21 protein-coding genes and 1 tRNA gene are annotated in these 19,748 nt (G+C 34.4%); 7 read left to right on the top strand and 15 right to left on the bottom strand.

From position 1 onward, the window contains the following. Window positions 1-156: 156 nt before the first annotated feature. From VMW81_02220 to VMW81_02180, 9 genes are all read right to left on the bottom strand, one after another. Entirely contained in the window at window positions 157-909 is a 753-nt protein-coding gene (locus VMW81_02220) for a hypothetical protein (GenBank protein HUU49759.1), read from the bottom strand. Between the two features lie 50 nt (window positions 910-959). After that, entirely contained in the window at window positions 960-2,471 is a 1,512-nt protein-coding gene (locus VMW81_02215) for a glutamate synthase-related protein (GenBank protein ID HUU49758.1), read from the bottom strand. Between the two features lie 21 nt (window positions 2,472-2,492). Continuing rightward, the gene (locus tag VMW81_02210) at window positions 2,493-3,590 is read right to left on the bottom strand and encodes a glutamine amidotransferase family protein (GenBank protein ID HUU49757.1); all 1,098 of its coding nucleotides are present in this window, start codon (window positions 3,588-3,590) and stop codon (window positions 2,493-2,495) included. Window positions 3,591-3,595: 5 nt separating this feature from the next. Beyond that, complete coding sequence (locus VMW81_02205; protein HUU49756.1) at window positions 3,596-4,036, bottom strand: 4Fe-4S dicluster domain-containing protein; 441 nt, start codon at window positions 4,034-4,036, stop codon at window positions 3,596-3,598. Then, window positions 4,023-4,946 carry a heterodisulfide reductase-related iron-sulfur binding cluster gene (locus tag VMW81_02200; GenBank protein ID HUU49755.1) on the bottom strand — a complete coding sequence of 308 codons (924 nt, stop codon included), beginning with the start codon at window positions 4,944-4,946 and terminating at the stop codon, window positions 4,023-4,025. Before VMW81_02200 ends, VMW81_02205 begins: the two co-directional genes overlap by 14 nt. A gap of 454 nt (window positions 4,947-5,400) precedes the next feature. Next, window positions 5,401-5,550, bottom strand: coding sequence for a DUF5679 domain-containing protein (locus VMW81_02195; GenBank protein ID HUU49754.1), 150 nt, complete (start codon window positions 5,548-5,550; stop codon window positions 5,401-5,403). 38 nt (window positions 5,551-5,588) lie between these two features. Further along, window positions 5,589-6,140, bottom strand: a complete 552-nt coding sequence (locus tag VMW81_02190) for an SPOR domain-containing protein (protein HUU49753.1) — start codon at window positions 6,138-6,140, stop codon at window positions 5,589-5,591. Between the two features lie 18 nt (window positions 6,141-6,158). Next, window positions 6,159-7,823: an arginine--tRNA ligase gene (argS, locus tag VMW81_02185; protein ID HUU49752.1), complete on the bottom strand. Its 1,665-nt coding sequence runs from the start codon at window positions 7,821-7,823 to the stop codon at window positions 6,159-6,161. Window positions 7,824-7,864: 41 nt separating this feature from the next. Continuing rightward, on the bottom strand, window positions 7,865-8,524 hold the full coding sequence (locus VMW81_02180; GenBank protein HUU49751.1) for a hypothetical protein: 660 nt from the start codon (window positions 8,522-8,524) through the stop codon (window positions 7,865-7,867). A 144-nt stretch (window positions 8,525-8,668) separates the two neighbouring features. Here VMW81_02180 and VMW81_02175 point away from each other — a divergent pair, with 144 nt between their 5' ends. Further along, the gene (locus VMW81_02175) at window positions 8,669-9,406 is read left to right on the top strand and encodes a cytochrome c biogenesis protein CcdA (protein HUU49750.1); all 738 of its coding nucleotides are present in this window, start codon (window positions 8,669-8,671) and stop codon (window positions 9,404-9,406) included. A gap of 92 nt (window positions 9,407-9,498) precedes the next feature. Here the strand turns inward: VMW81_02175 and VMW81_02170 are convergent, their stop codons facing one another. From VMW81_02170 to VMW81_02160, 3 genes are read right to left on the bottom strand one after another with little or no spacing between them, the layout of a single operon-like run. Further along, window positions 9,499-10,485 carry a TlpA disulfide reductase family protein gene (locus VMW81_02170; GenBank protein HUU49749.1) on the bottom strand — a complete coding sequence of 329 codons (987 nt, stop codon included), beginning with the start codon at window positions 10,483-10,485 and terminating at the stop codon, window positions 9,499-9,501. Window positions 10,486-10,530: 45 nt separating this feature from the next. After that, window positions 10,531-11,358: a c-type cytochrome biogenesis protein CcsB gene (gene ccsB / locus VMW81_02165; GenBank protein ID HUU49748.1), complete on the bottom strand. Its 828-nt coding sequence runs from the start codon at window positions 11,356-11,358 to the stop codon at window positions 10,531-10,533. A 31-nt stretch (window positions 11,359-11,389) separates the two neighbouring features. Continuing rightward, the gene (locus VMW81_02160; protein HUU49747.1) at window positions 11,390-12,793 is read right to left on the bottom strand and encodes a cytochrome c biogenesis protein ResB; all 1,404 of its coding nucleotides are present in this window, start codon (window positions 12,791-12,793) and stop codon (window positions 11,390-11,392) included. Window positions 12,794-13,178: 385 nt separating this feature from the next. Between VMW81_02160 and bamD the strand changes: the two genes are divergently transcribed. The 6 genes from bamD to VMW81_02130 all read left to right on the top strand — a co-directional run bounded on the left by bamD (window position 13,179) and on the right by VMW81_02130 (window position 17,114). Then, window positions 13,179-13,955, top strand: coding sequence for an outer membrane protein assembly factor BamD (gene bamD, locus VMW81_02155; GenBank protein ID HUU49746.1), 777 nt, complete (start codon window positions 13,179-13,181; stop codon window positions 13,953-13,955). Between the two features lie 168 nt (window positions 13,956-14,123). Continuing rightward, the gene (locus VMW81_02150) at window positions 14,124-14,516 is read left to right on the top strand and encodes a helix-turn-helix transcriptional regulator (GenBank protein HUU49745.1); all 393 of its coding nucleotides are present in this window, start codon (window positions 14,124-14,126) and stop codon (window positions 14,514-14,516) included. Window positions 14,517-14,569: 53 nt separating this feature from the next. Further along, on the top strand, window positions 14,570-15,427 hold the full coding sequence (locus VMW81_02145; GenBank protein ID HUU49744.1) for an RNA polymerase sigma factor RpoD/SigA: 858 nt from the start codon (window positions 14,570-14,572) through the stop codon (window positions 15,425-15,427). A 374-nt stretch (window positions 15,428-15,801) separates the two neighbouring features. After that, entirely contained in the window at window positions 15,802-16,341 is a 540-nt protein-coding gene (gene pgsA, locus VMW81_02140) for a CDP-diacylglycerol--glycerol-3-phosphate 3-phosphatidyltransferase (protein ID HUU49743.1), read from the top strand. A 12-nt stretch (window positions 16,342-16,353) separates the two neighbouring features. After that, window positions 16,354-16,944 carry a glycerol-3-phosphate 1-O-acyltransferase PlsY gene (gene plsY / locus VMW81_02135; protein HUU49742.1) on the top strand — a complete coding sequence of 197 codons (591 nt, stop codon included), beginning with the start codon at window positions 16,354-16,356 and terminating at the stop codon, window positions 16,942-16,944. Between the two features lie 95 nt (window positions 16,945-17,039). Further along, window positions 17,040-17,114: transfer RNA gene (locus VMW81_02130), tRNA-Gly, on the top strand. Between the two features lie 74 nt (window positions 17,115-17,188). On the opposite strand, the gene VMW81_02125 is transcribed toward VMW81_02130, so the two are convergent. The 3 genes from VMW81_02125 to VMW81_02115 form a co-directional block, all read right to left on the bottom strand. Further along, a complete protein-coding gene (locus tag VMW81_02125) occupies window positions 17,189-18,004 on the bottom strand; it encodes a bifunctional nuclease domain-containing protein (GenBank protein ID HUU49741.1) in 816 nt (271 codons plus the stop codon). An 86-nt stretch (window positions 18,005-18,090) separates the two neighbouring features. Further along, complete coding sequence (locus tag VMW81_02120) at window positions 18,091-18,510, bottom strand: PilZ domain-containing protein (protein HUU49740.1); 420 nt, start codon at window positions 18,508-18,510, stop codon at window positions 18,091-18,093. A 123-nt stretch (window positions 18,511-18,633) separates the two neighbouring features. After that, on the bottom strand, window positions 18,634-19,748 hold a 1,115-nt coding region (locus tag VMW81_02115; GenBank protein ID HUU49739.1), incomplete at its 5' end, for a YifB family Mg chelatase-like AAA ATPase.

The raw sequence follows: 19,748 nt of genomic DNA, 5'->3' as shown, positions 1-19,748 counted from the left end.
TATATCTCACTGAGATAATTGTTGTAAAGAAGAAAGTTATGTGAGGAAACTTATCTTATAAAAAGATGAGCTCAAAAAAGATAAGGGTTATGTTCAGAAATAGGAAAAGGTTTCAATATAAATTTATAGAGAAGAGAGATCTAGGGGGGCTATAAATCAATAATCATATAAATTACCATAAGGTCTGCTACTCACCGGCAGTAATTTAATAAATCTTTTGTTCGTAACTTTATTTATATCAATATTTAAATCCTGACAGTACTCTTTTAGATATCCTTCTAAAACCTTTTCATCATCACTATCCAATTCTTTAATGCCAGCCTCTTCCCCTATATTCTTTTCATCTATTTCTCCCCTTATATAGATAACGCCACCATGCATACCCGTTGCTAAATAACTTCCCACAATTGGTCTTTTAGTATTTTTGTTCTCATTATTATTTAAGCCCAATAAAATCAGAGTGCCTCCAGCCATATACTCTCCAAAAAAATCTCCTGCAGTCCCACCGCAAATCAGAAGGGGATTTTGGTCTAAATATCCTTTCATATGAATTCCTACTCGATAGCCTACATCTTCCTTTATAAATATTTTTCCTCCCCTCATACCATAACCAATAACATCCCCTGCATGTCCCTTTATAATAATTTTTCCATTACCCATTGTATTGCCTACAGCGTCTTGGGCATTTGAGTTTACAATGATTGTAGGACCATCCATAAAAGCCCCTAAATCGTTTCCAGGAACCCCATTGACAACTATCTTGATATCTTCCCCTTTAATACCATCACCGATATACCTTTGACCATTAACATTGATAAGTTCAAATTCCTTTTCTCCCTCAGCTATCAGTTCTCGAATATGCTGATTCAGGGTCTTATAATAAACTCCTTTTGCATCTATCTTTAACATACAATCTACCTGTATAATTTTTTTAAATTAACTATTTAAAAAAGACTTGTTTATCTGCCGGCGGGTTTAATCCCTAATATATCCAATGTCTGGGCATCTAATCCAACGCCCCGAAGTCTCTCTCTACTTCCTCTTAAGCTCTCGATTGCGTTTACTCCCAACGCACCTAATATCTCTTTTAACTCATGACCCCAGCCTTTAAGGAGATTGGCTAATTTCTCTCCATATATCTCTGGGTCCAGACGAGAGGTCAACTCAGGCCTCTGAGTAGTTATGCCCCAACTACAATTCCCTGTATGACAAGAGGCACAGACATGGCAACCCATTGCGATTAGAGCGGCAGTTCCAATTGCCACAGCATCGGCTCCTAAGGCAATCGCTTTAGCAACATCAGCACTGCTTCGAATACCTCCCGCAGCGATAATGGATGCTTCATTTCTTATACCCTCTTGCCTTAGCCTATCATCAACAGCAGCTAATGCTAGTTCAATAGGGATACCCATATGGTCTCTTATAACCGTAGGCGCGGCCCCTGTACCACCTCTCAGACCATCTAGATAAATGATATCAGCACCAGCTCTCGCAATCCCGCTTGCAATAGCTGCCACATTGTGAACGGCAGCGATTTTGACAGAAACAGGTTTGTAGTCTGTTGCCTCCTTGATGGCATAGATTAGCTGTCTGAGATCCTCAATAGAGTATATATCGTGTTGAGGAGCAGGGGATAAGGCATCAGAGCCCTGAGGGATCATCCTTGTCTCAGAGACATCCTGACTAACCTTTTCTCCGGGCAGATGCCCTCCTATTCCTGGTTTAGCTCCTTGACCAATCTTAATTTCTACTGCCACACCAGCATTGAGATAGTCCTTTTGCACCCCGAATCTTCCTGAAGCACATTGAACAATCAGCTGATTCTTAAAGTTTTTGTAAAAATCTTCATGAAGCCCACCTTCTCCTGTGTTCATAACCGTTCCCAACTCTCTTGCAGCAATCAGCATTGCCCTGTGAGCATTGAGACTGAGGGCGCCATAGGACATAGGAGCAAAAATGACAGGCACTTCTAATTTGATCTGTTCAGGAAGTTTTTCCTTGAGCCTTGTCTTGCCTGATTTATCTTTTTTAAGCTCTAATTTACATGGTTTTTTCCCAAGATATGTCCTCAGCTCCATTGGCTCCCTTAGGGGATCAATAGATGGATTTGTTACCTGGCAGGCATCGAGCAACATATGATCCCATAAAATTGGGTAAGGAAGATTACAACCCATTCCTGTTAGGAGCACCCCTCCTGACTCAGCTTGGCGGTATATATTTCTAATATGCTGGGGTGTCCAGCTATAGTTTTCTTTTAGGGCCATAGGATTCTTTTCTACTGTCAAAGCACCCCCCGAACAGTAGACCATACATCGTCCGCAGGCCCTGCACTTTGTTTCGTCAGGAACTATCTTTTTCCCATCAAAGCTATATACATCCCATCCACATTCCTGGGTACATCTCTTACAAGAAATACATTTATTATAATCAATTTTGACCTTGTTTTCCGGCCAAACTAAGCTTTTATACACGAAAACTCCTTTAAAATTAGTTTATTCTACACTCTCATCTAACTCAGCAATAACGGGCTCTCCAGCCCGTGGTGTCCAGACCCTATCAGGATCAGGACATATCTCCCAGATGGCAGATTCTTCACTAGACATATAAACAAAATCTCCCTTCTCACCAGCGACCAACGGTCTCAATTTTATCCTGTCATTCATCCCAACCATTCCTCTCTTGTGACCAAAAATAATGGCAAAAGGACCGTTTAGGAGGGCACTCCCATAAATAACTCTAATACTTTCGATAATCTCTTTTTCCTCCTCCGGCAGAGCATCGATATCCTTCCAAAAAGGTGAGGCTAAGGCTAGACATGCTAATTTTATAGAGAGCCCATGTCTTCTTACCAATAGGTCCAACAGGTAAGCAACAACCTCTGTGTCTGTCATAAGGGTACACCGATAACCATTCATCTCTAAATATCTCTTATTAATACCATAAGATGATATTTCTCCATTGTGGATTATGGACCAGTCCAGAAGGGTAAAGGGATGGGCGCCACCCCACCATCCGGGTGTGTTTGTTGGAAACCTGTTGTGAGCTGTCCAGATATGGGCTTTATAATCTGCGATTCTGAAAAACTCAGCAATATCCTCTGGAAATCCCACTCCTTTAAAGGCTCCCATATTCTTACCACTGGAAAAGACATATGCACCATCTATATCAAAGTTTATTTTCATTACCAGCTCTACAATCATATCATCTACGCTGATGTCCTCTTCGGCTTTCGATTTATCTCCAGCTCCATTTAGGTTTACGAAATATCTCCTTAAAATAGGATTATTTTCAATTCTTCTTGTTTTCTTAATGGGAAGGTCTTCTGCTTTCTCTATTTGAAGATTTCTCTTCAAAAAATCTTCGGTATCTTGAAGGGATTTATGTGTATTATACATGATGTGAAAGGCATAAAAATCTTTATATTCTGGATAGATCCCATATCCAGCATATCCAGCTCCAAGACCATTTCCTCTATCTCTTTGAAGGGCAATCGACTTTATAATCTCCTCCCCTGGAACCTTTACACCCTTCTTGTTTATTATCCCGGATAACCCGCATCCTGAAATATCTTTTTGAAAATTATAAGTCATTCTTATTATTCCTTCTCATCCTCATCCAATTGACAAGCGCATACCAGCTTTTTAAAATCTTCAAAACAGAGTTTCTTTGGCTCTGGCAATCCCATCTTCTCCCTAGGTGGAATCCTAGGATCTCCAAGTCTTCCTGTCTTTAAAAAGGCTTCCTTTCCCTTGGTAACTGTCTTAGGAATCTTTCCCCTCTTAATCGCCTCTTTTTTCAGGGCTGTCATAATCTTCTCCCAGCTATAATTCTGGGGACATACCTCTAAACAGGTATGGCACTCAAGACACTGCCAGATCATCTCAGAATCTAAATACTCCTCTCCCCTCCCCTCTAATATGGCCTTAACAATCAAGTAGGGGTTGTAACCCTCTAGGGTTAAAAAGGCAGGACAGTCATTTTCACATCCTCTGCATTCTGCACATCTCTTTAATACTTCAAGATCAAGTTCCAACATCTGCTTTCCTTTCTTTGTTAACTCTGTTAAATTTTTCCAAAAAAGGGCTACAACTCATCTTATGGTTTTCCAGCCCTAATTCCTGGGGCTCAAAACCCATTCCCAAAGCAAGCAGTTCAGGATAGGTAAAGATGGGTATATTATAGTCATCACCGTTCTTATTTAAAAAGAGCTGGGTCGTATCAAAAACCCTGAAACATTCTGGACATGTTGTGGAGATGGCATCTATCCTCAATGCTCTGATTTCCCTTAATTTTGTTCTTATCATATCCATTGCCTTTTCCTTCTGATCAACCCGACCTAGACTTCCCCCGCAACAGAGGGTCTTTGTATGATAATAAATGCTCTTTGCGCCTAATGTTTCAACAAGATTATCATACTTTGTTGGTTTTAAAGGATCATCGAAATGAACAGCTTTGCTCGGTCTCATTAGGTGGCATCCTCCATGTATGGCAATCTTCATTCCGTCCATAGATTTTTTAAGGCTTTTCTTTATCTCAGGGAGTCCAATGTCATCATGAAAAAGCTCTATTAAGTGTCTGATATTATATTTATTAACTCCGAATTCAAGGTTAAGGAGCTTTAGTTTCTCATTTACCTTTTTAAGGGATTTTGGATAGGTCTTTAGATCACTTGATACACTCTTCAATGTGCTATAACACCCATTACAAGCTGTGAGGAGATCCAATCCCTCTTTTTCAGCAACAGCAATGTTCCTTGCAGCCATCACCTTCCATAAATCAGGATCCATATTATTTACAAGGGTCTTTTCAGGACAGCAGGTAAAACCATCTATATCCTTATAGGGAACTCCTAACTGGTCAAGAACCAGTCGTGTTGATTTTTCCATAAAGGTAAATCTAGCCGGGATCTGACAACCCCAAAAAAAAGCAAAATCTCTCTTTTTCATAACTCTCTCTTTATAAATAACTTACAACCTTAATTATAATACTAAAAAAATCTCCATACAAGCTCAAAACTCTTATTCCCTTAGGAGATTTTAAGTGTTAATTTTTTGTTAATCTGTTCTAATTATTATACGGCAATTAATTGCCTAATAACCTTATGATAATAATTATAAGATTATTCTTTATATGTCAAGAAAAAAGTAATTTTAATTCAAATAATTGATTTAAAATATGAAAAATAGCTATTTACAAATTATCCTAAAAAACGGCAATATTGCCTTTATTTTTAGAGATAAAAAATTTTTTTAGGTAAAAAAGGACAACCTTGCCATATTTTACTAAATAATTCGGCTATTTTGGTGACTTAATACTGTTTCTTTTAAAACACCTCTTATTACTTTTTCACCCCCTTTCACTACAATATTTTGTCCTTTGATATAATTAAAGGTTATAAAATCATTTTGTCATACCTAAAATTTTAAACATACCCGTGCCACAATCAGGACACTTGCCCTTCATTGCATCACGCTTGTTCTTCATCGTAACCTTCTTTTCATCCACCATAACCTTTTTAGCCTTGCACTTAACACAATAAGCTTCTGTCATATTTTTTCACCTCCTTTCTTTTATAATCGCCTTAAAAGTTATTTTGATTTTTCGGTAACAAATGTTGAAAGACCTTCGTTTTTCTCTATTTTTTCTGCAATATTATAAGCCTCCTGCTTGCTATTATAGCTTCCAATCCTTACTCTATACCATAAAATTCCCTCAGAATCATTAAAGTTTACAATATAAACATTATAACCCTTTTCCTTTAGCATCGACTTAAATTTCAAGGCCTCAGATTCTCTCTTAAATGAACCAGCCTGAACTGTAAAAGCCTTTTCATCTCTCTTTATTATATTGTCTATATTTTCACTCTCCTTTTTGATAGATTTACCCTCATCTGATAATGTCTTATAAAAGGTAAATTTTTCTTTGATTTGATCTGTATCTTTTAACTTATTTCTATTTCCAGATACAATTTGATTATCTTGAGGTGATTGAGTGTTTTGTTCAATTTTAGGTTTTACGAGGACTGTTTTATTACTTCTATCTTTGTTTCCTATTAAAATTCCAATAAAAATTATAAAAATACCACATAAAATAAGACCAAAGATCGAGTATATATTTGATTTTTTCTTGAATTTTCTCAAAGTGACCTCTTTAACTTTCTACATCTTTTCAGGAGCATTGATTCCTAAAATACCAAAGGAATCTCTCAAAACCTTTTGGATCGTCTTAATCAGTGCTAGCCTGGAAAGGGTAAGATTTCTATCATCAGAGATGATTCTGTGTTTGTTATAATAACTGTGAAAAACTCCAGCAAGTTCCTGTAAATAAAAAACAAGTCTGTGAGGCTCAAGATTAATAGCACTTTCTTTAATAATATCAGAAAACCACAATATCTGTTTTATTATTTTAATCTCTTCAAGAAGTCTTAATAATGTAAAGTCTACCTTATCTCCAGAAGGAATATCTATTCCTCTCTCTTTTGCTATTCTGAACACACTACAAATCCTTGCATGTGCATACTGTACATAATAGACAGGATTCTCATTTGATTGCTTTTTTGCCAACTCTAGATCAAAATCAAGATGGCTATCAGAGTGTCGCATTAAAAAAAAGAACCTTGCAGCGTCCCTTCCAACTTCCTTAATAACTTCAGAAAGAGTAACAAACTCTCCGCTTCGAGTTGACATGGAAACGACTTCGCCGCCTCGAAGTAGATTTACCAATTGGACGAGAATAATCTTAAACGATTCAGGATGATATCCCATGCCTTCTATGATTGCTTTCATTCTGGGTACATAACCATGATGGTCTGCACCCCAGATATCAATTATTTTTTTAAAGCCTCTTTCAAATTTTTTTTTGTGATAGGCTATATCAGAAGCAAAATATGTATATTCACCATTTGCCTTAATGATTACTCGATCCTTTTCATCTTTAAATTTGCTCGATTTTAACCACAGAGCTCCATCCTTGTTGTATGCAAGATGAGAATCTTTTAACCAATTTATAACCTTATTAACATCTCCTTTATCAAAAAGACTCTTTTCACTGAACCAACTGTCAAACGTAACACCAAAATCTTCTAAGTCTTTTTTAATCCCGTTTAAAATAAAGCATGAGGAAAACTCAGTAAAGAAGGGCAATACTTCTCCTTCTTTTTTCTGCAAAAATTTATCTCCCTTTTTTAATATAATCTCTTTTGCAATATCAGAAATATAATCCCCTTTGTATCCATTCTCAATAAAGGGTATGTCTTGACCGAGTAGCTGTTGATAGCGAATATAGACCGATTTACCTAACAGTTCCATCTGAACACCTACGTCATTTATGTAATATTCCTTCTCAACATGGAAGCCTATCCGAGATAAAAGATTAGCCAAGACATCGCCTATAGCTGCGCCCCTTCCATGTCCGATATGTAAGGGTCCAGTGGGGTTTGCACTTACAAACTCTATTTGAACCTTGATATTTTTCCCTATATCTTCTGAGCCAAAAAGTGGACCTTCCTTTTCAATACTTTTTAATTTTTGATATAAAAAATCTGTCTTGAAGCAAAAATTAATAAAACCTGGTTTTGCGACTTCTATCTTCGAAAAAATAGTCTGCTCTCTATTCAATTGCTTTAAAATGAGTTCTGCTATTTGTAAAGGGGGCTTGCGTTCTTTAGGGGCTAATACTAACGGAAGGTTAGTGGCCAAATCTCCGTGCTTCTCGATCTTTGGCCTCTCTATTATAATAGGAGGAATTTCCTGCAATCTCAACTCTTCTGTTTCCCTCAATTTCTTTAGAGCAGAAATTAAGAGATTTTCTAAAATTTTCTTCACATTTTCCTCTTGATATACTCAACTTTAATTTCCGTATCATTTTATTCTAAAATCTTCGAAATAACCTCATCCCAATCTGTGTTCTTTTTTTCCTCTTCAGTAATAGGGGTTAAAGTCAAAAATTTTATATATTCATCCATATCCTTAAAGTCACCGAACTCCCCGATCTTGATATCCAATTTTTTTACATCCAAACTTTTTATCTTAAACTTCTTATTAATATTTGTTAATTTCTCAGTAGCACTGTGCTGTTTCTTAGCAGCTCGATTCATTCTTCTGGCCGCCTCTGTTAAATTTTTAGCACATCTCTCCAAATTATCTGCAACCTCATCCAAAAACCCCTTGTCTTTATAAAGACGGGTCAATTTCACATGTTCATTCATAAGATTATATGTCTTATATCTAAAAAGATTTATCTTTTGTGCATAAGAATACTCTTTGAAAGCCTTCAAATTTTCCCCTTTAAGACGATAGAGTCTTGCAAGATAAACACGCGCTAAGAAGTGATCTGATTTTATTTTAATCACTTTTTTAAATTCTTCTATTGCCTTTTGAAAATCTTCTTTTTGAATACAATTCATCCCTGACCGGAAGTGTTTTCTCACTTTTTTATTTTTGTTATCTTTTAAGAAATAGAAAATTTCTTTTATATAAGTAAAAAGCCCTTTTTTATTTGTATGAGAATAATCAATATTTGACATAGCTTTCTTTCTGATTTAATATTCAAACGGAAAAAATTATATCAATCACCTATTTTACGGTCAAGAAAAAATACCAAATAAGTTGGTGATTATTAGTTATTAACCCTTCTTCTATAGGGTTTTTGTATTGTTTAAGTAAAATATATGGAAAACTCAGGACAAATCTCAATTTTCATAGCGCTATGGGCAGGCTTAATCTCTTTTCTTTCACCATGTGTCCTCCCCTTATTCCCATCATATCTATCATTTATTTCTGGGCTCTCCATAGAGGATTTTCAAGACTCTAAGAAGAATAGAAAAGTAATTATTCTAAATTCAATTTTTTTTATCACAGGTTTTTTTTTGGTATTTATCAGCTTGGGGGCATCCTTCAGTTTTGTTGGAAGCTTTTTGTTAAATTATCAAGAAATCCTAAAAAAAACCGGCGGCTTATTAATCATTTTATTTGGACTTTATATATCAGGTTTATTAAAAGTCAAGTTTCTCATGCAGCACAGACAATTCCATATTAAACAAAAGCGTTTTAGTTACTTAGGTTCTGTTTTAGTCGGGGCTTCTTTTGGTATCGGCTGGTCTCCTTGTGTGGGTCCAATATTGGGCTCAATATTGATCTTGGCTAGTGTTTCAGAAAGCATTAAAACCGGAATTATTTTGCTCGTTGCATACTCACTCGGTTTGGCAATCCCTTTTTTTCTCAGTTCACTCGCAATAGATGTCTTTTTTAACTTTTTTAAAGTTTTCAAAAGATATATCAATATAGTACATATCGTTTCTGGGGTTATACTGATTATCTTGGGGATACTACTCTTTACCGATTACATTACTATACTAAACAGCTTCGCCAGTTCATTAACGCCAGAATGGCTCTGGAAGTTGATCTGAGTTACTAATAGAAATTTACAGTAAATTAGTCCTATTATATTCTTACACTCTATTTCGTTAAACGACGATTAACGATTCCTTATCATCAAAAATTAATTTCTTAAAAGATAGTCTATCAACTCTCTTGTCTCTTTGCTATACCAGTCTCTTGGTCCAATAGCTCTCCCAAGCAAAAAACCCTGTTTGTCAATGATAAAATTAACAGGTATTGACCAAATCCCATAAGAGCTTAATGTTTTTCCATAGGGGTCTAATAGAACAGTAAAAGTAAATTTATTTTTTTCAACAAATTTTCTTACCTTCTCTCTTCTCTCAAGGTAATTTACTGCTAAGACAACAAAACCTTTATTTTGAAATCTTTGATAAAGACCTTCCATAGATGGCATCTCATCCGTACAAGGATCACACCATGTTGCCCAAAAATTAAGGAGAACTACCTTCCCTCTAAAATCCTTGAGACTAACCTCCTTTTTGTTTATATCTTTTAGAGTAAAATCAGGGGCCCTCTTTATTTTAAGACTTTCAATCTTCAACTTTTGAAAAAATGATTCTTTCTCCTTTTCTTCTTCTAATAATTGGCTTAACGAATCCACATAAGTCTTGCTGAGCCAATCTCTTGCTCCTATAATTTTTTCTTTTATTATACCTCTCTTATCAATAATATAGTTTTCTGGAATACCTATGGTTCTATATAAACGAGTAATCTTCCCTTTGGGATCAAGCAATACAGGAAAGGTGAGGCCAAGTTCTTCTACAAAAGGTTTTACTATACTACTGTCTTTATCTATACTTACAGCCAATATCTCAAATCCCCTATCCTTTAATTTCCTGTATAATAATTCCATAGAAGGAAGCTCGTCTCTGCAGGGCTTGCACCAAGTAGCCCAGATATTTAACAAAACTACCTTCTCCCTAAAATCTTTTAGATCTACAACTTGCCCCTCTAAGTTTTTAAAAGAAAATTCAGGGGCAGGATTTCCTGGAATGGGTGGTTTAAATCTCTCTTTTTTTAACCATTGAAGAAAAAAAATGGCTATAACTAAAAACACTAAAACAATGATGACTTTTCTGTTAATCATATTGCTTGTCTTATCTGTTATATGAAAGCTTATGTTTAAGAACTTTTAAGCGTAGGAATGAAGCCCTGATAAGATAAAATTCACCCCAAAATAGGTAAAGAGAACTGAAGTATAGCCTATTATAGAAAGGAGAGATGACCTTCTTCCTCTCCAGTTCTTTGTTATCCTGGAATGGAGATAAGCAGCGTAGATAAACCATGTTATCAATGACCATGTCTCCTTAGGGTCCCAACTCCAATAAGATCCCCAGGCGTAATTTGCCCAGATCGCCCCGGTTATAATTCCTATGGTTAAAAAGGGAAAACCCAGAGCTATAGATTTATAACTCAAATCATCTAGTATATCGAGTTCGGGGAAGTTTGAAAAAAATGATTCTGGTTTTTCTTCTTTAACACTGTCTTTCAATAAATAGACGATACTTATCCCAAAGGACGCAGTAAAGCCCGCATACCCTAAAAATGTAGAAATAACATGAATATGAAGCCAATAGCTCTGAAGAGCTGGTACCAAGGGCTCTATAGCTTGATATCTATAAGGAAGAAGGGATGCAACTGCTATTGAAAGAAATCCAAAAAAGACAATACATACCCCTAGTGCTTTTATCTTATATTTAAACTCAAAAATAAGATATATCAGAATAATAGACCAGGCGAAAAATACCAGTGATTCAAATTGATTGGAAAAGGGAGCATGCTGGGACTCTACATACCTAAAGATCAGAGATAATGTATTAATAATTAATCCAATAACTGCAGTGGCTGTAGCCAGCTGCCCTACTTCCCTCTTTCTGAAAATCAAGTAACCGGTATAAAAAAGGGTAGAAAAAAGATAGAACCATAATGTAGCACTAAATAAAATCTCTGAATAAAGCATTATATAACTCCTCAATCATACAATTTATATATCAGTCACCTTTCAAGGATCTGTCCATATCTTCGGTTATCCTTGAAAATTCTTTTTCAAATCCAAGCTGGTTCTTATTAACAGAACCACCCATCATTATCACTATTTTCCCTTGAGACTCCTTTAAAAAAAACCAGAGTTTCTTATGAGAGACCGTAAAAGCCAGAATCATCCCCAATGTCAATAAAAAAGATCCTAACCACACAATATTGACACCTGGATCTTTCGTAACCTGTAATCCACTAAAGGGTATTGGATTATAATTAACTAACTGGAAAGTAAAGCGTGAATCTTTTCTTTGAACAGAGTGAGCCTCAGGAAAATTCAAAAATATCCAAGGTCTTGAGGTCAGCTTTCCATTTTCATAAACCTCCAAAAGAACAGCAGGGTTTCTGTGTTCAGTAGTTTTTGAAAAAACCTGCTTTGTATTTGTATCAAATATAAAATCTGCTACAAAATCAATCATCTTTAATTTTAAACCTAATTCTGGAAGAGAAAAATCCTTATTAAAATCTAAGGTTACTATTTTCTCTTTAGCGTTCTTTTTATTATCCTTTATCTTAAAGGCGGCCTTCTTAATAACCCTCCATGCTTGGCCATAACTGCTTTGATAAAACCAAATCCCCTTATACCTTAAAGGGTCATTTACTTCGATTGTTTTTGTAAGCACTTCTTTATTATTTTCTAATACTGCCAAAGTACTAAAATAATCTTTCGGTTTTGATGTGTCTTTATAAAATTCTATATTAAACTTATCCAATCTTAAATTGAAACCGCCCTGCGCAATATGCCTCTCTTCACCCTCATTCAATATAATAAAATCCTTGAAACCGAACACAGTTCCAATAAAAGCTCCTAAAATAATAATAAGGATGCTTAAATGAATAACATCAGAACCAAACTGTCCAATTAACCCCTTTGAAGACACTATGGAAACACTCTCACCTGAAATTTTTTCTTTTATTTTAAATCTTTTTGACCCTAACCTGTCAAAAATAATCTCCTTAGCACAGGATAATGTTCCAGGGAATACCAGTTTAGCACTATTCTTCATTCCCTTAATAAGTTTTTCAGTGGCATATCTATTTTTATCTTTTTTAAGATTTTCTAGCTTCCAATTTAATCTTTTTATAAAACATAAAAAGACATTTATGTTAAGAAGGGACAAAAGTAAAATAAAGAACCAGCTATGATATAAATCAGTCAGTCCTAATGATTTAAATATTCTAAAAAGATTAAAACCATATTCCTTTATATAAAACATTTCTTCTCTTGCTTGGGGAATAAGGGTTCCTGCAATAGAGATTACTGATAGAAGAATCATTAAAAAGATGGCTGTTTTAAGAGACGTAAAAAGCTCTATAAAACTTTTAAACACCCCATTACTTTTATTCTCGTTTTCCATAAATTCACCACTTCTCAAATAAAAAATGAAGCATACATTTTAATTTATAAAAATAAAATAAAAAAATATTGATTATTTTACAATGAGAAACAATAAGTTTTATTACAACAGAACTAATTTATGTATAATTATTATTATAAAAAATACTTTTAACAAGTTTTTTTCTGTAGAACTATTTCTCTGAAACCCTGTATTCATCACAAAAATGGAAAATAACAGATTAAAAATAGAAATAAAGAAGAAAAGACTACAATCTTTATCAGAAATTTTGATCAATCTGAATCTCCTTGACATACCAATGACTCGATGCTTATAATAATTATAATTAAAAAATTCAAATTTTTCTTAAATGATTAATTTAATTACATATTTTTTGATGCGTAAGATGGGTAAAAGGCTTATTAAAAAAAGAACGGTTTGTTCTTTTTTTGTATTAGTATTTTCTCTATCTCTTTTTACAAATTTTGGGTGTTCCTTTTTATTTCCAGAAAAAAAAGAATCTTCTCTCACGGATTTATTTTATGCCGGCCAAAAAAAATTAGCTTCAAAGAAATATGAGGAAGCCCAAGAGGCTTTTGAACAGATATTAGAAGAGACAACTGATAATGAAATGAGGAAAAGAGCCCTTCTCCATCTTGGAGACACTTTTTCCCAAAATGGAGAGTATGAAGAGGCAAAATTTCAATATCGAAAATTTCTAGAACTCTATCCTGGTCATGAGTTGGCGGTCAGAGCTCAATATCAATTAGCCATGTGTGATTTCCTGCAAATCAAGATTCCTGAAAGGGACCAAACCTTTACCTTAAATGCAATCTCTGGCTTTAAAAAAGTTATAAATAATTATCATAAAAGCCCCTATACAGAAGACGCTAAAAAAAAGATGGAGTTTGCAAAAAATAAGCTCGCAGAACATGAATTCTTAGTAGGAAAATTTTATTATAAACAAAAAAAATACCACTCAGCCATTTTTCGTTTTAATTATTTGTTAGAAAAGCATCCAAATATAGACTTTGCTGATGAAGTCCTGTTTTATTTAGGAGACTCATATTATAAACAAGAGAGTTTTAATAATGCTAAAATTACTTATAACAAGTTAATCTCCCTCCATCCCAAAAGTAAGTTTGTAAAATTAGCTAATGAAAAATTAAAACGGATAAAATAGACTGATAAATCTGGTTATCATTTCCACTTCATAAAAAAATTATTTTAAAAGTATCAAATAAATATTTGACAAGACCATACTCAAGTATTATAATTATTATAAACTCATATTTGATTTTTTGGTTTCCAGTTTTTGAATATCAAAAATCTAATATATAAGGAAAAATTTATGATTTTAGATGAACCATTATATATGATTAGTATTGTAGCTCAGATACTAGATATTCATCCACAAACTCTAAGACTATATGAAAGAGAAGGCTTTATAAAGCCCTCACGAACACAAGGGAACACAAGACTCTATTCTCAAAAAGATGTAGAAACACTCAAAATGATAAGAAGGCTCACAAGGGACCTAGGAATAAATCTAGCCGGTGTTGAAGTAATAATAGAACTGAAAGAGAGAATCGAAGAAATGCAAAAAGAGATTGATGAACTAAGAAGATTATCAGAAGAGAGGCTTGGTATCGACTCTAAAAACTGGGAAGAAGCAAAAAAGCAATCTTTAGTTAAATCCCCTTCCAATAAAATTACAAAGATAAAGATTGTAAAAGAAGATTAATTTAAAAAAGTAAAAATCCAACCAAATTATTTCTTCAAGTAGAGGTTTATAAAGTGAGTGGGGAACGAAATCATGATTTTAAAGAAATTGATAATGATTCTCTTAATGCCTATCTAAAAAAGATAAGAAATATACCTTTACTTACAAGAGAAGAAGAAAAAGTCCTTGGACAAAAAATTCAGAAAGGAGACGAACAGTCTTTAAATGAGTTAATAAGAAGAAATCTGAAATATGTGGTAAGCGTAGCGAACAAATATAAAGGCTGTGGGATGTCTCTACTCGATTTAATTAATGAAGGCAACATAGGATTGATTCAAGCTGCTAAAAGATTTGATCCCTCAAGGGGCTTTAAATTTATCACTTACGCCGTCTGGTGGATAAGGCAAGCTATCATGCATGCCCTAGCAGAACAATCTGGTACGGTTAGGCTACCTATAAAACAGGCAGGAATCCTTTATAAAATAGGAGAAAAGTATCAAGAAATTTTTCAAAATGAAGGGAAGGAAGCAACTCCAGAGGAACTTGCCAAAGAGTTAAATATCCCTCAAAAGCAGATTGAATTAATATTGAGGGTATATAGAACTTACTTATCCTTAAATGCTCCTATTAGAGATGATGAAGATACCAGCTACATAGAGCTCATGGAGTCTTCTAATACTTCTTCCATCGAGGATAGTCTGATAAAATCTTCTCTGTCTCGGGAAATCGAGGAGCTTTTAAAGGAGCTACCCGAGAGGGAGGAAAAAATTCTGAGATTAAGATTCGGGTTCGAAGGTAAACCTTATACCTTAGAACAGATAGGTAAAATGATGAATTTATCCAGAGAACGGATTAGACAGATTGAAAAAAGGGCAAAGTCTAGATTATTAGCTCGAAAAAAGACGAGGGCCTTAAAAGACTATTTAAATTAAATCTCCTCCTTCAGACATAATAATCATTTCCTCTTCTTAAATCCTCCGAAGCTTTTACGATCTCTTTGATAAACTTAAAACGGATACACTTCTTTTTTCTCCTTTGCATATCAGTTTAAATTTGAAGAATTATACCAAAATTAAATCTACAAAAGATGTTATACAAACTTCAATTTAAACTAACTTATCCTATTAACTTAAGATTATTTTAAGTCTTGTTTTTTATTACTTTTTTTGTTAATCTTATTAAAAAATATGTATTTATGGCTTTTTTTATTTTATAATTTAACAAAACGTTATTTAAGAATAGTCCATTAGGCAAACAGTTTTAATAACTCTTTTTTTTCAGATTTTTTAAACATAAATAAAACAAAATGAATCTTCCCAATAAAATAACTCTGGTAAGAATATTTTTAGTTCCTCTTCTTGTGGTTTTTTTAATAACACCCTCCAAGTTAACCTCATTCTTAGCAATGTTGATATTCACTCTTGCAATATTTACAGATTGGTTAGATGGTCACCTGGCTCGTAGCACTAATCAAGTTACAAATCTAGGAAAATTGTTAGACCCTATTGCAGACAAGCTCTTAATAATTTCGGCCTTAATCCCTCTGGTGGCATTAAATAGAGTGCCTGCCTGGATGGCTGTCGTGTTAATCGGAAGAGAACTTGTAGTGACAGGGCTCAGAGCAATAAAGGCTTCTGAAGGTATTGTAATACCATCAAGTCAACTCGGAAAATACAAAATGTCATTCCAAGTTATAGCCATTATCTTTTTAATACTCAATTACAAACTCTTCTTTATAAACTTTCACTTTATAGGAATGATAGTTTTGTGGGCAGCCATGCTTATCAGCTTAATCTCAGGAATAGATTACTTTTTGAAATTCTTAACCTCAAAAGATCTCAAATAATAAAACTGATAAATGTTTAAAATCATCTTATTATTTTTATTTTCTTATTTACTGGGATCCATACCTTTTGGCTATTTAATAGCAAAGAGAGAAAAGATTAATGTAAGAAATCACGGAAGTGGAAATATCGGTGCTACAAATGTATTAAGAACAGTTGGTAAAAAAGCCGGCATCTTAACTCTAACTGGAGATTTCCTTAAAGGCTTTATCCCTGTACTGATGGCTCTCTATATTACTCAATCTGAATATATAATAGGTCTGGTTGGTATATTAGCAATACTGGGTCATATTTATCCGATTTTTCTCAAATTTAAAGGTGGAAAAGGAGTGGCCACAAGCCTTGGGGTCTTTACTGGGATAATGCCTTTAGTGGTTTTAATTACAACTATAATATGGCTTATTATATGCTTTGTATCCAGATATGTCTCATTGAGTTCTATGATTGCTTCTATTGCCTTACCTGTTTTGGCTTGGCAATTCAATGAACCAAAGTTTTATATTCTTTTATCAACTCTTGCAACCATCTTTATTATATTTCGACACAAAGATAACCTAAGAAGGTTAGCAACCGGTGAAGAAGATAAATTTAATTGGAAAAGATGACGATTGATTATAGATAGAAGAAAGAAATCATTACTTTATATTTTTATTTGACAACCAACTAAAATTTACTATAATTGAGAATTCTAAAATTTAAAGCGGGAATAGCTCAGCGGTAGAGCATCGCCTTGCCAAGGCGAGGGTCGCGGGTTCAAATCCCGTTTCCCGCTCCAGATTTCTCAAAAAATTTTACTTACCAATATTGAATATTCTATCTCTCTTCCTGTAGCAACAATAAAAACTTAAATTATTTTACTATTTCTTTGTTTTTTGACTTTAGTTTAAAAGTGTAAAAAAATCTTTCTCTCTCTATGTTAATTAAAATAAAATCATTTATATTACCTTTGCTTATTATTCTATTAATGTCATTTAATGTAAGGACATCCTCTCTGCTGATTTTTCTAATTACATCCCCTCTTTTAATCCCAGCTAACTCTGCTGCGCTTCCTGAACTAACATCTGATATGAGTACTCCTTTTGGATTGGTTAGATTGAAATGTTGAGCAATTGCAGGGGTAAGTTCTTGAAATGTCAATCCGTATGGTAACAATATATTTCTTAACGATTTCTTTGGTTCTCCATTAAAGACTTTTGCTCGAGCCATTATATCTTTTGAGACAAAAATCGGGGCATCGACTTTTAAAGCTAATGCAATTGCATCACTTGGTCGAGAATCAACAGAAACTTCAACATTGTTAATATCTAACAGGACAACCGAATAGAATACATTATTCTTTAAATCGGTAATGATTATTTTCCTTACCTTAGCCTTTATCCCTTCCAGTATATTTTTTATAAGGTCATGAGTCATTGGCCTTGGCGGAACAATATGTTCTATTCCCAGAGCAATGGCGTTGGCCTCAAAAGAACCAATCCAAATGGGCAATATCTTCCTCTGTTCCAAATCCTGTAAAATAACAATAGGTTTTGAAGTTGATGAGTCAATGGTAATTCCTTTTACTTTTACCTGTACAATATTGTCAAAATCTTTTCCAATAAGAGGAGATACAAAGAGAATAGAGAATGCTAATAATACCAAAATAATTATGGCGTACCTTTTCATCTTTTCCTCCAATTTAAATGAAAGTCATAAGATGTTTTACCTTTAAAAAAGAGTCAGGTTATTTCATAAACCTCAAGAATAAAGCACTATTGAGTAAATTCCTCAATCGTTTTGATATATTCCTTCAAAGTTTTTCTATCTTCGTCTTTTAGCTTGACAAAAGACACACCCACATTATAAAAATCTCTATTCTTTCCGGGTTCCTTTTCATACCATTCAACCTCACCTTCTATATTGATTGTATTCCGGGAGCTTGGGAGGTCTAGCTCAATCCTTAATTTATTTCTCACCAATGGGGTATCATCAAAAGAGATATGGAGGCCATCAATCTCTAGAGTATTTGTCCTAAGACACAAGCCGTCCGGAGAGATATTCTGGACTATACCAAGGACAAACCTTGAAGCCTTATTTTTATCCCATCCGCTTACAACTTTATATCGGAGGGTTAATATCGCCACCCTATTAGATTTGCGTTTATTAGTAGTTCGCTCGTCTTTTTTAGGCATAAAAGAATTTTCTCCATCTGATACTAAAAATATAGTACAAAAAAAAAATATAAAAAAGTAAAATTTTAATAAAAGTAATAAGCTTATTTAACAAAATCAAGAACTAATCAATTAATATTTTGATTAATATCTGAACCACTGTTCTCTATCAAGGCTTCTATATTGGACAGCTTCAGAGATATGTTCTATATTTATATCCTTTTCATCATTAAGGTCTGCTATGGTTCTAGCAACTTTAAGGATCCTTGTATAAGCCCTGGCACTGAGACCAAGTGTATCAATGGCTTTTTCCAAAAGCTTTTTAGACTCAGTATTGAGAGGACAGTAGGCTTTGAGATGTTTCGAAGTCATATGAGAGTTACAAAATATCTTTTCCCCTTTGAATCTTTTTTGCTGAATTTTCCTTGCCCTATCCACCCTCTCTCGAATAGCCTCTGAACATTCTCCCTCTTTTTCTGAAAGAAGGTCTTTGTGTTCTAAGCTAGGAACCTCAACATGAATATCAATCCTGTCTAATAAGGGACCAGAGATCTTGCTCATATAATTTTTAATCTGATGAGGAGAACAAGAACAATTTCCTTTTGGATCTGTATAAAATCCACACGGACAAGGATTCATTGCTGCAACCAACATAAAACAAGACGGATATGTGAGAGATATAGAAGCCCTTGATATTGTAACCTTACCATCCTCCAAGGGCTGTCTCATTACTTCAAGAACATTTTTTTTAAATTCGAGGAGCTCATCTAAAAAAAGGACGCCATTTTGGGCAAGACTCACTTCTCCTGGCAAAGGGATACCTCCACCACCGATTAATCCCGCATCAGAAATAGTATGATGGGGCGATCTAAAGGGACGTGTAGCAACAAGAGAGTTTTTATTATCGGTCATCCCCATTAGGCTATGGATTTTTGTAGTCTCTATAGATTCTTCAAGGGTCATTTTCGGCAATATCGTTGGTATCCTCTTGGCTAACATCGACTTACCAGATCCTGGGGGACCGACCATAATAAGATTATGTCCTCCAGCACAAGCAATCTCAATGGACCTTTTTGCAAAATGCTGTCCCTTGACTTCTGAAAAATCTATAGAATAATTAGATTTTTTTTCAAAAACATCGTAAATATCAATTGATTTAGGCTCGATGTTTTGATTCTGATTTAAAAATTCTACGGTTTGAGTTAGGGTATGAACAGGGTAGACCTTTATTTCCTGAACTACTGCAGCCTCTTGAGAGT

It is taken from the genome of Nitrospinota bacterium (genome assembly GCA_035528715.1).
GTDB lineage: Bacteria > JADFOP01 > JADFOP01 > DATKYB01 > DATKYB01 > DATKYB01.
Note: the sequence above shows the minus strand (reverse complement) of the source record. Positions and strands in the feature narration are given on the sequence as shown.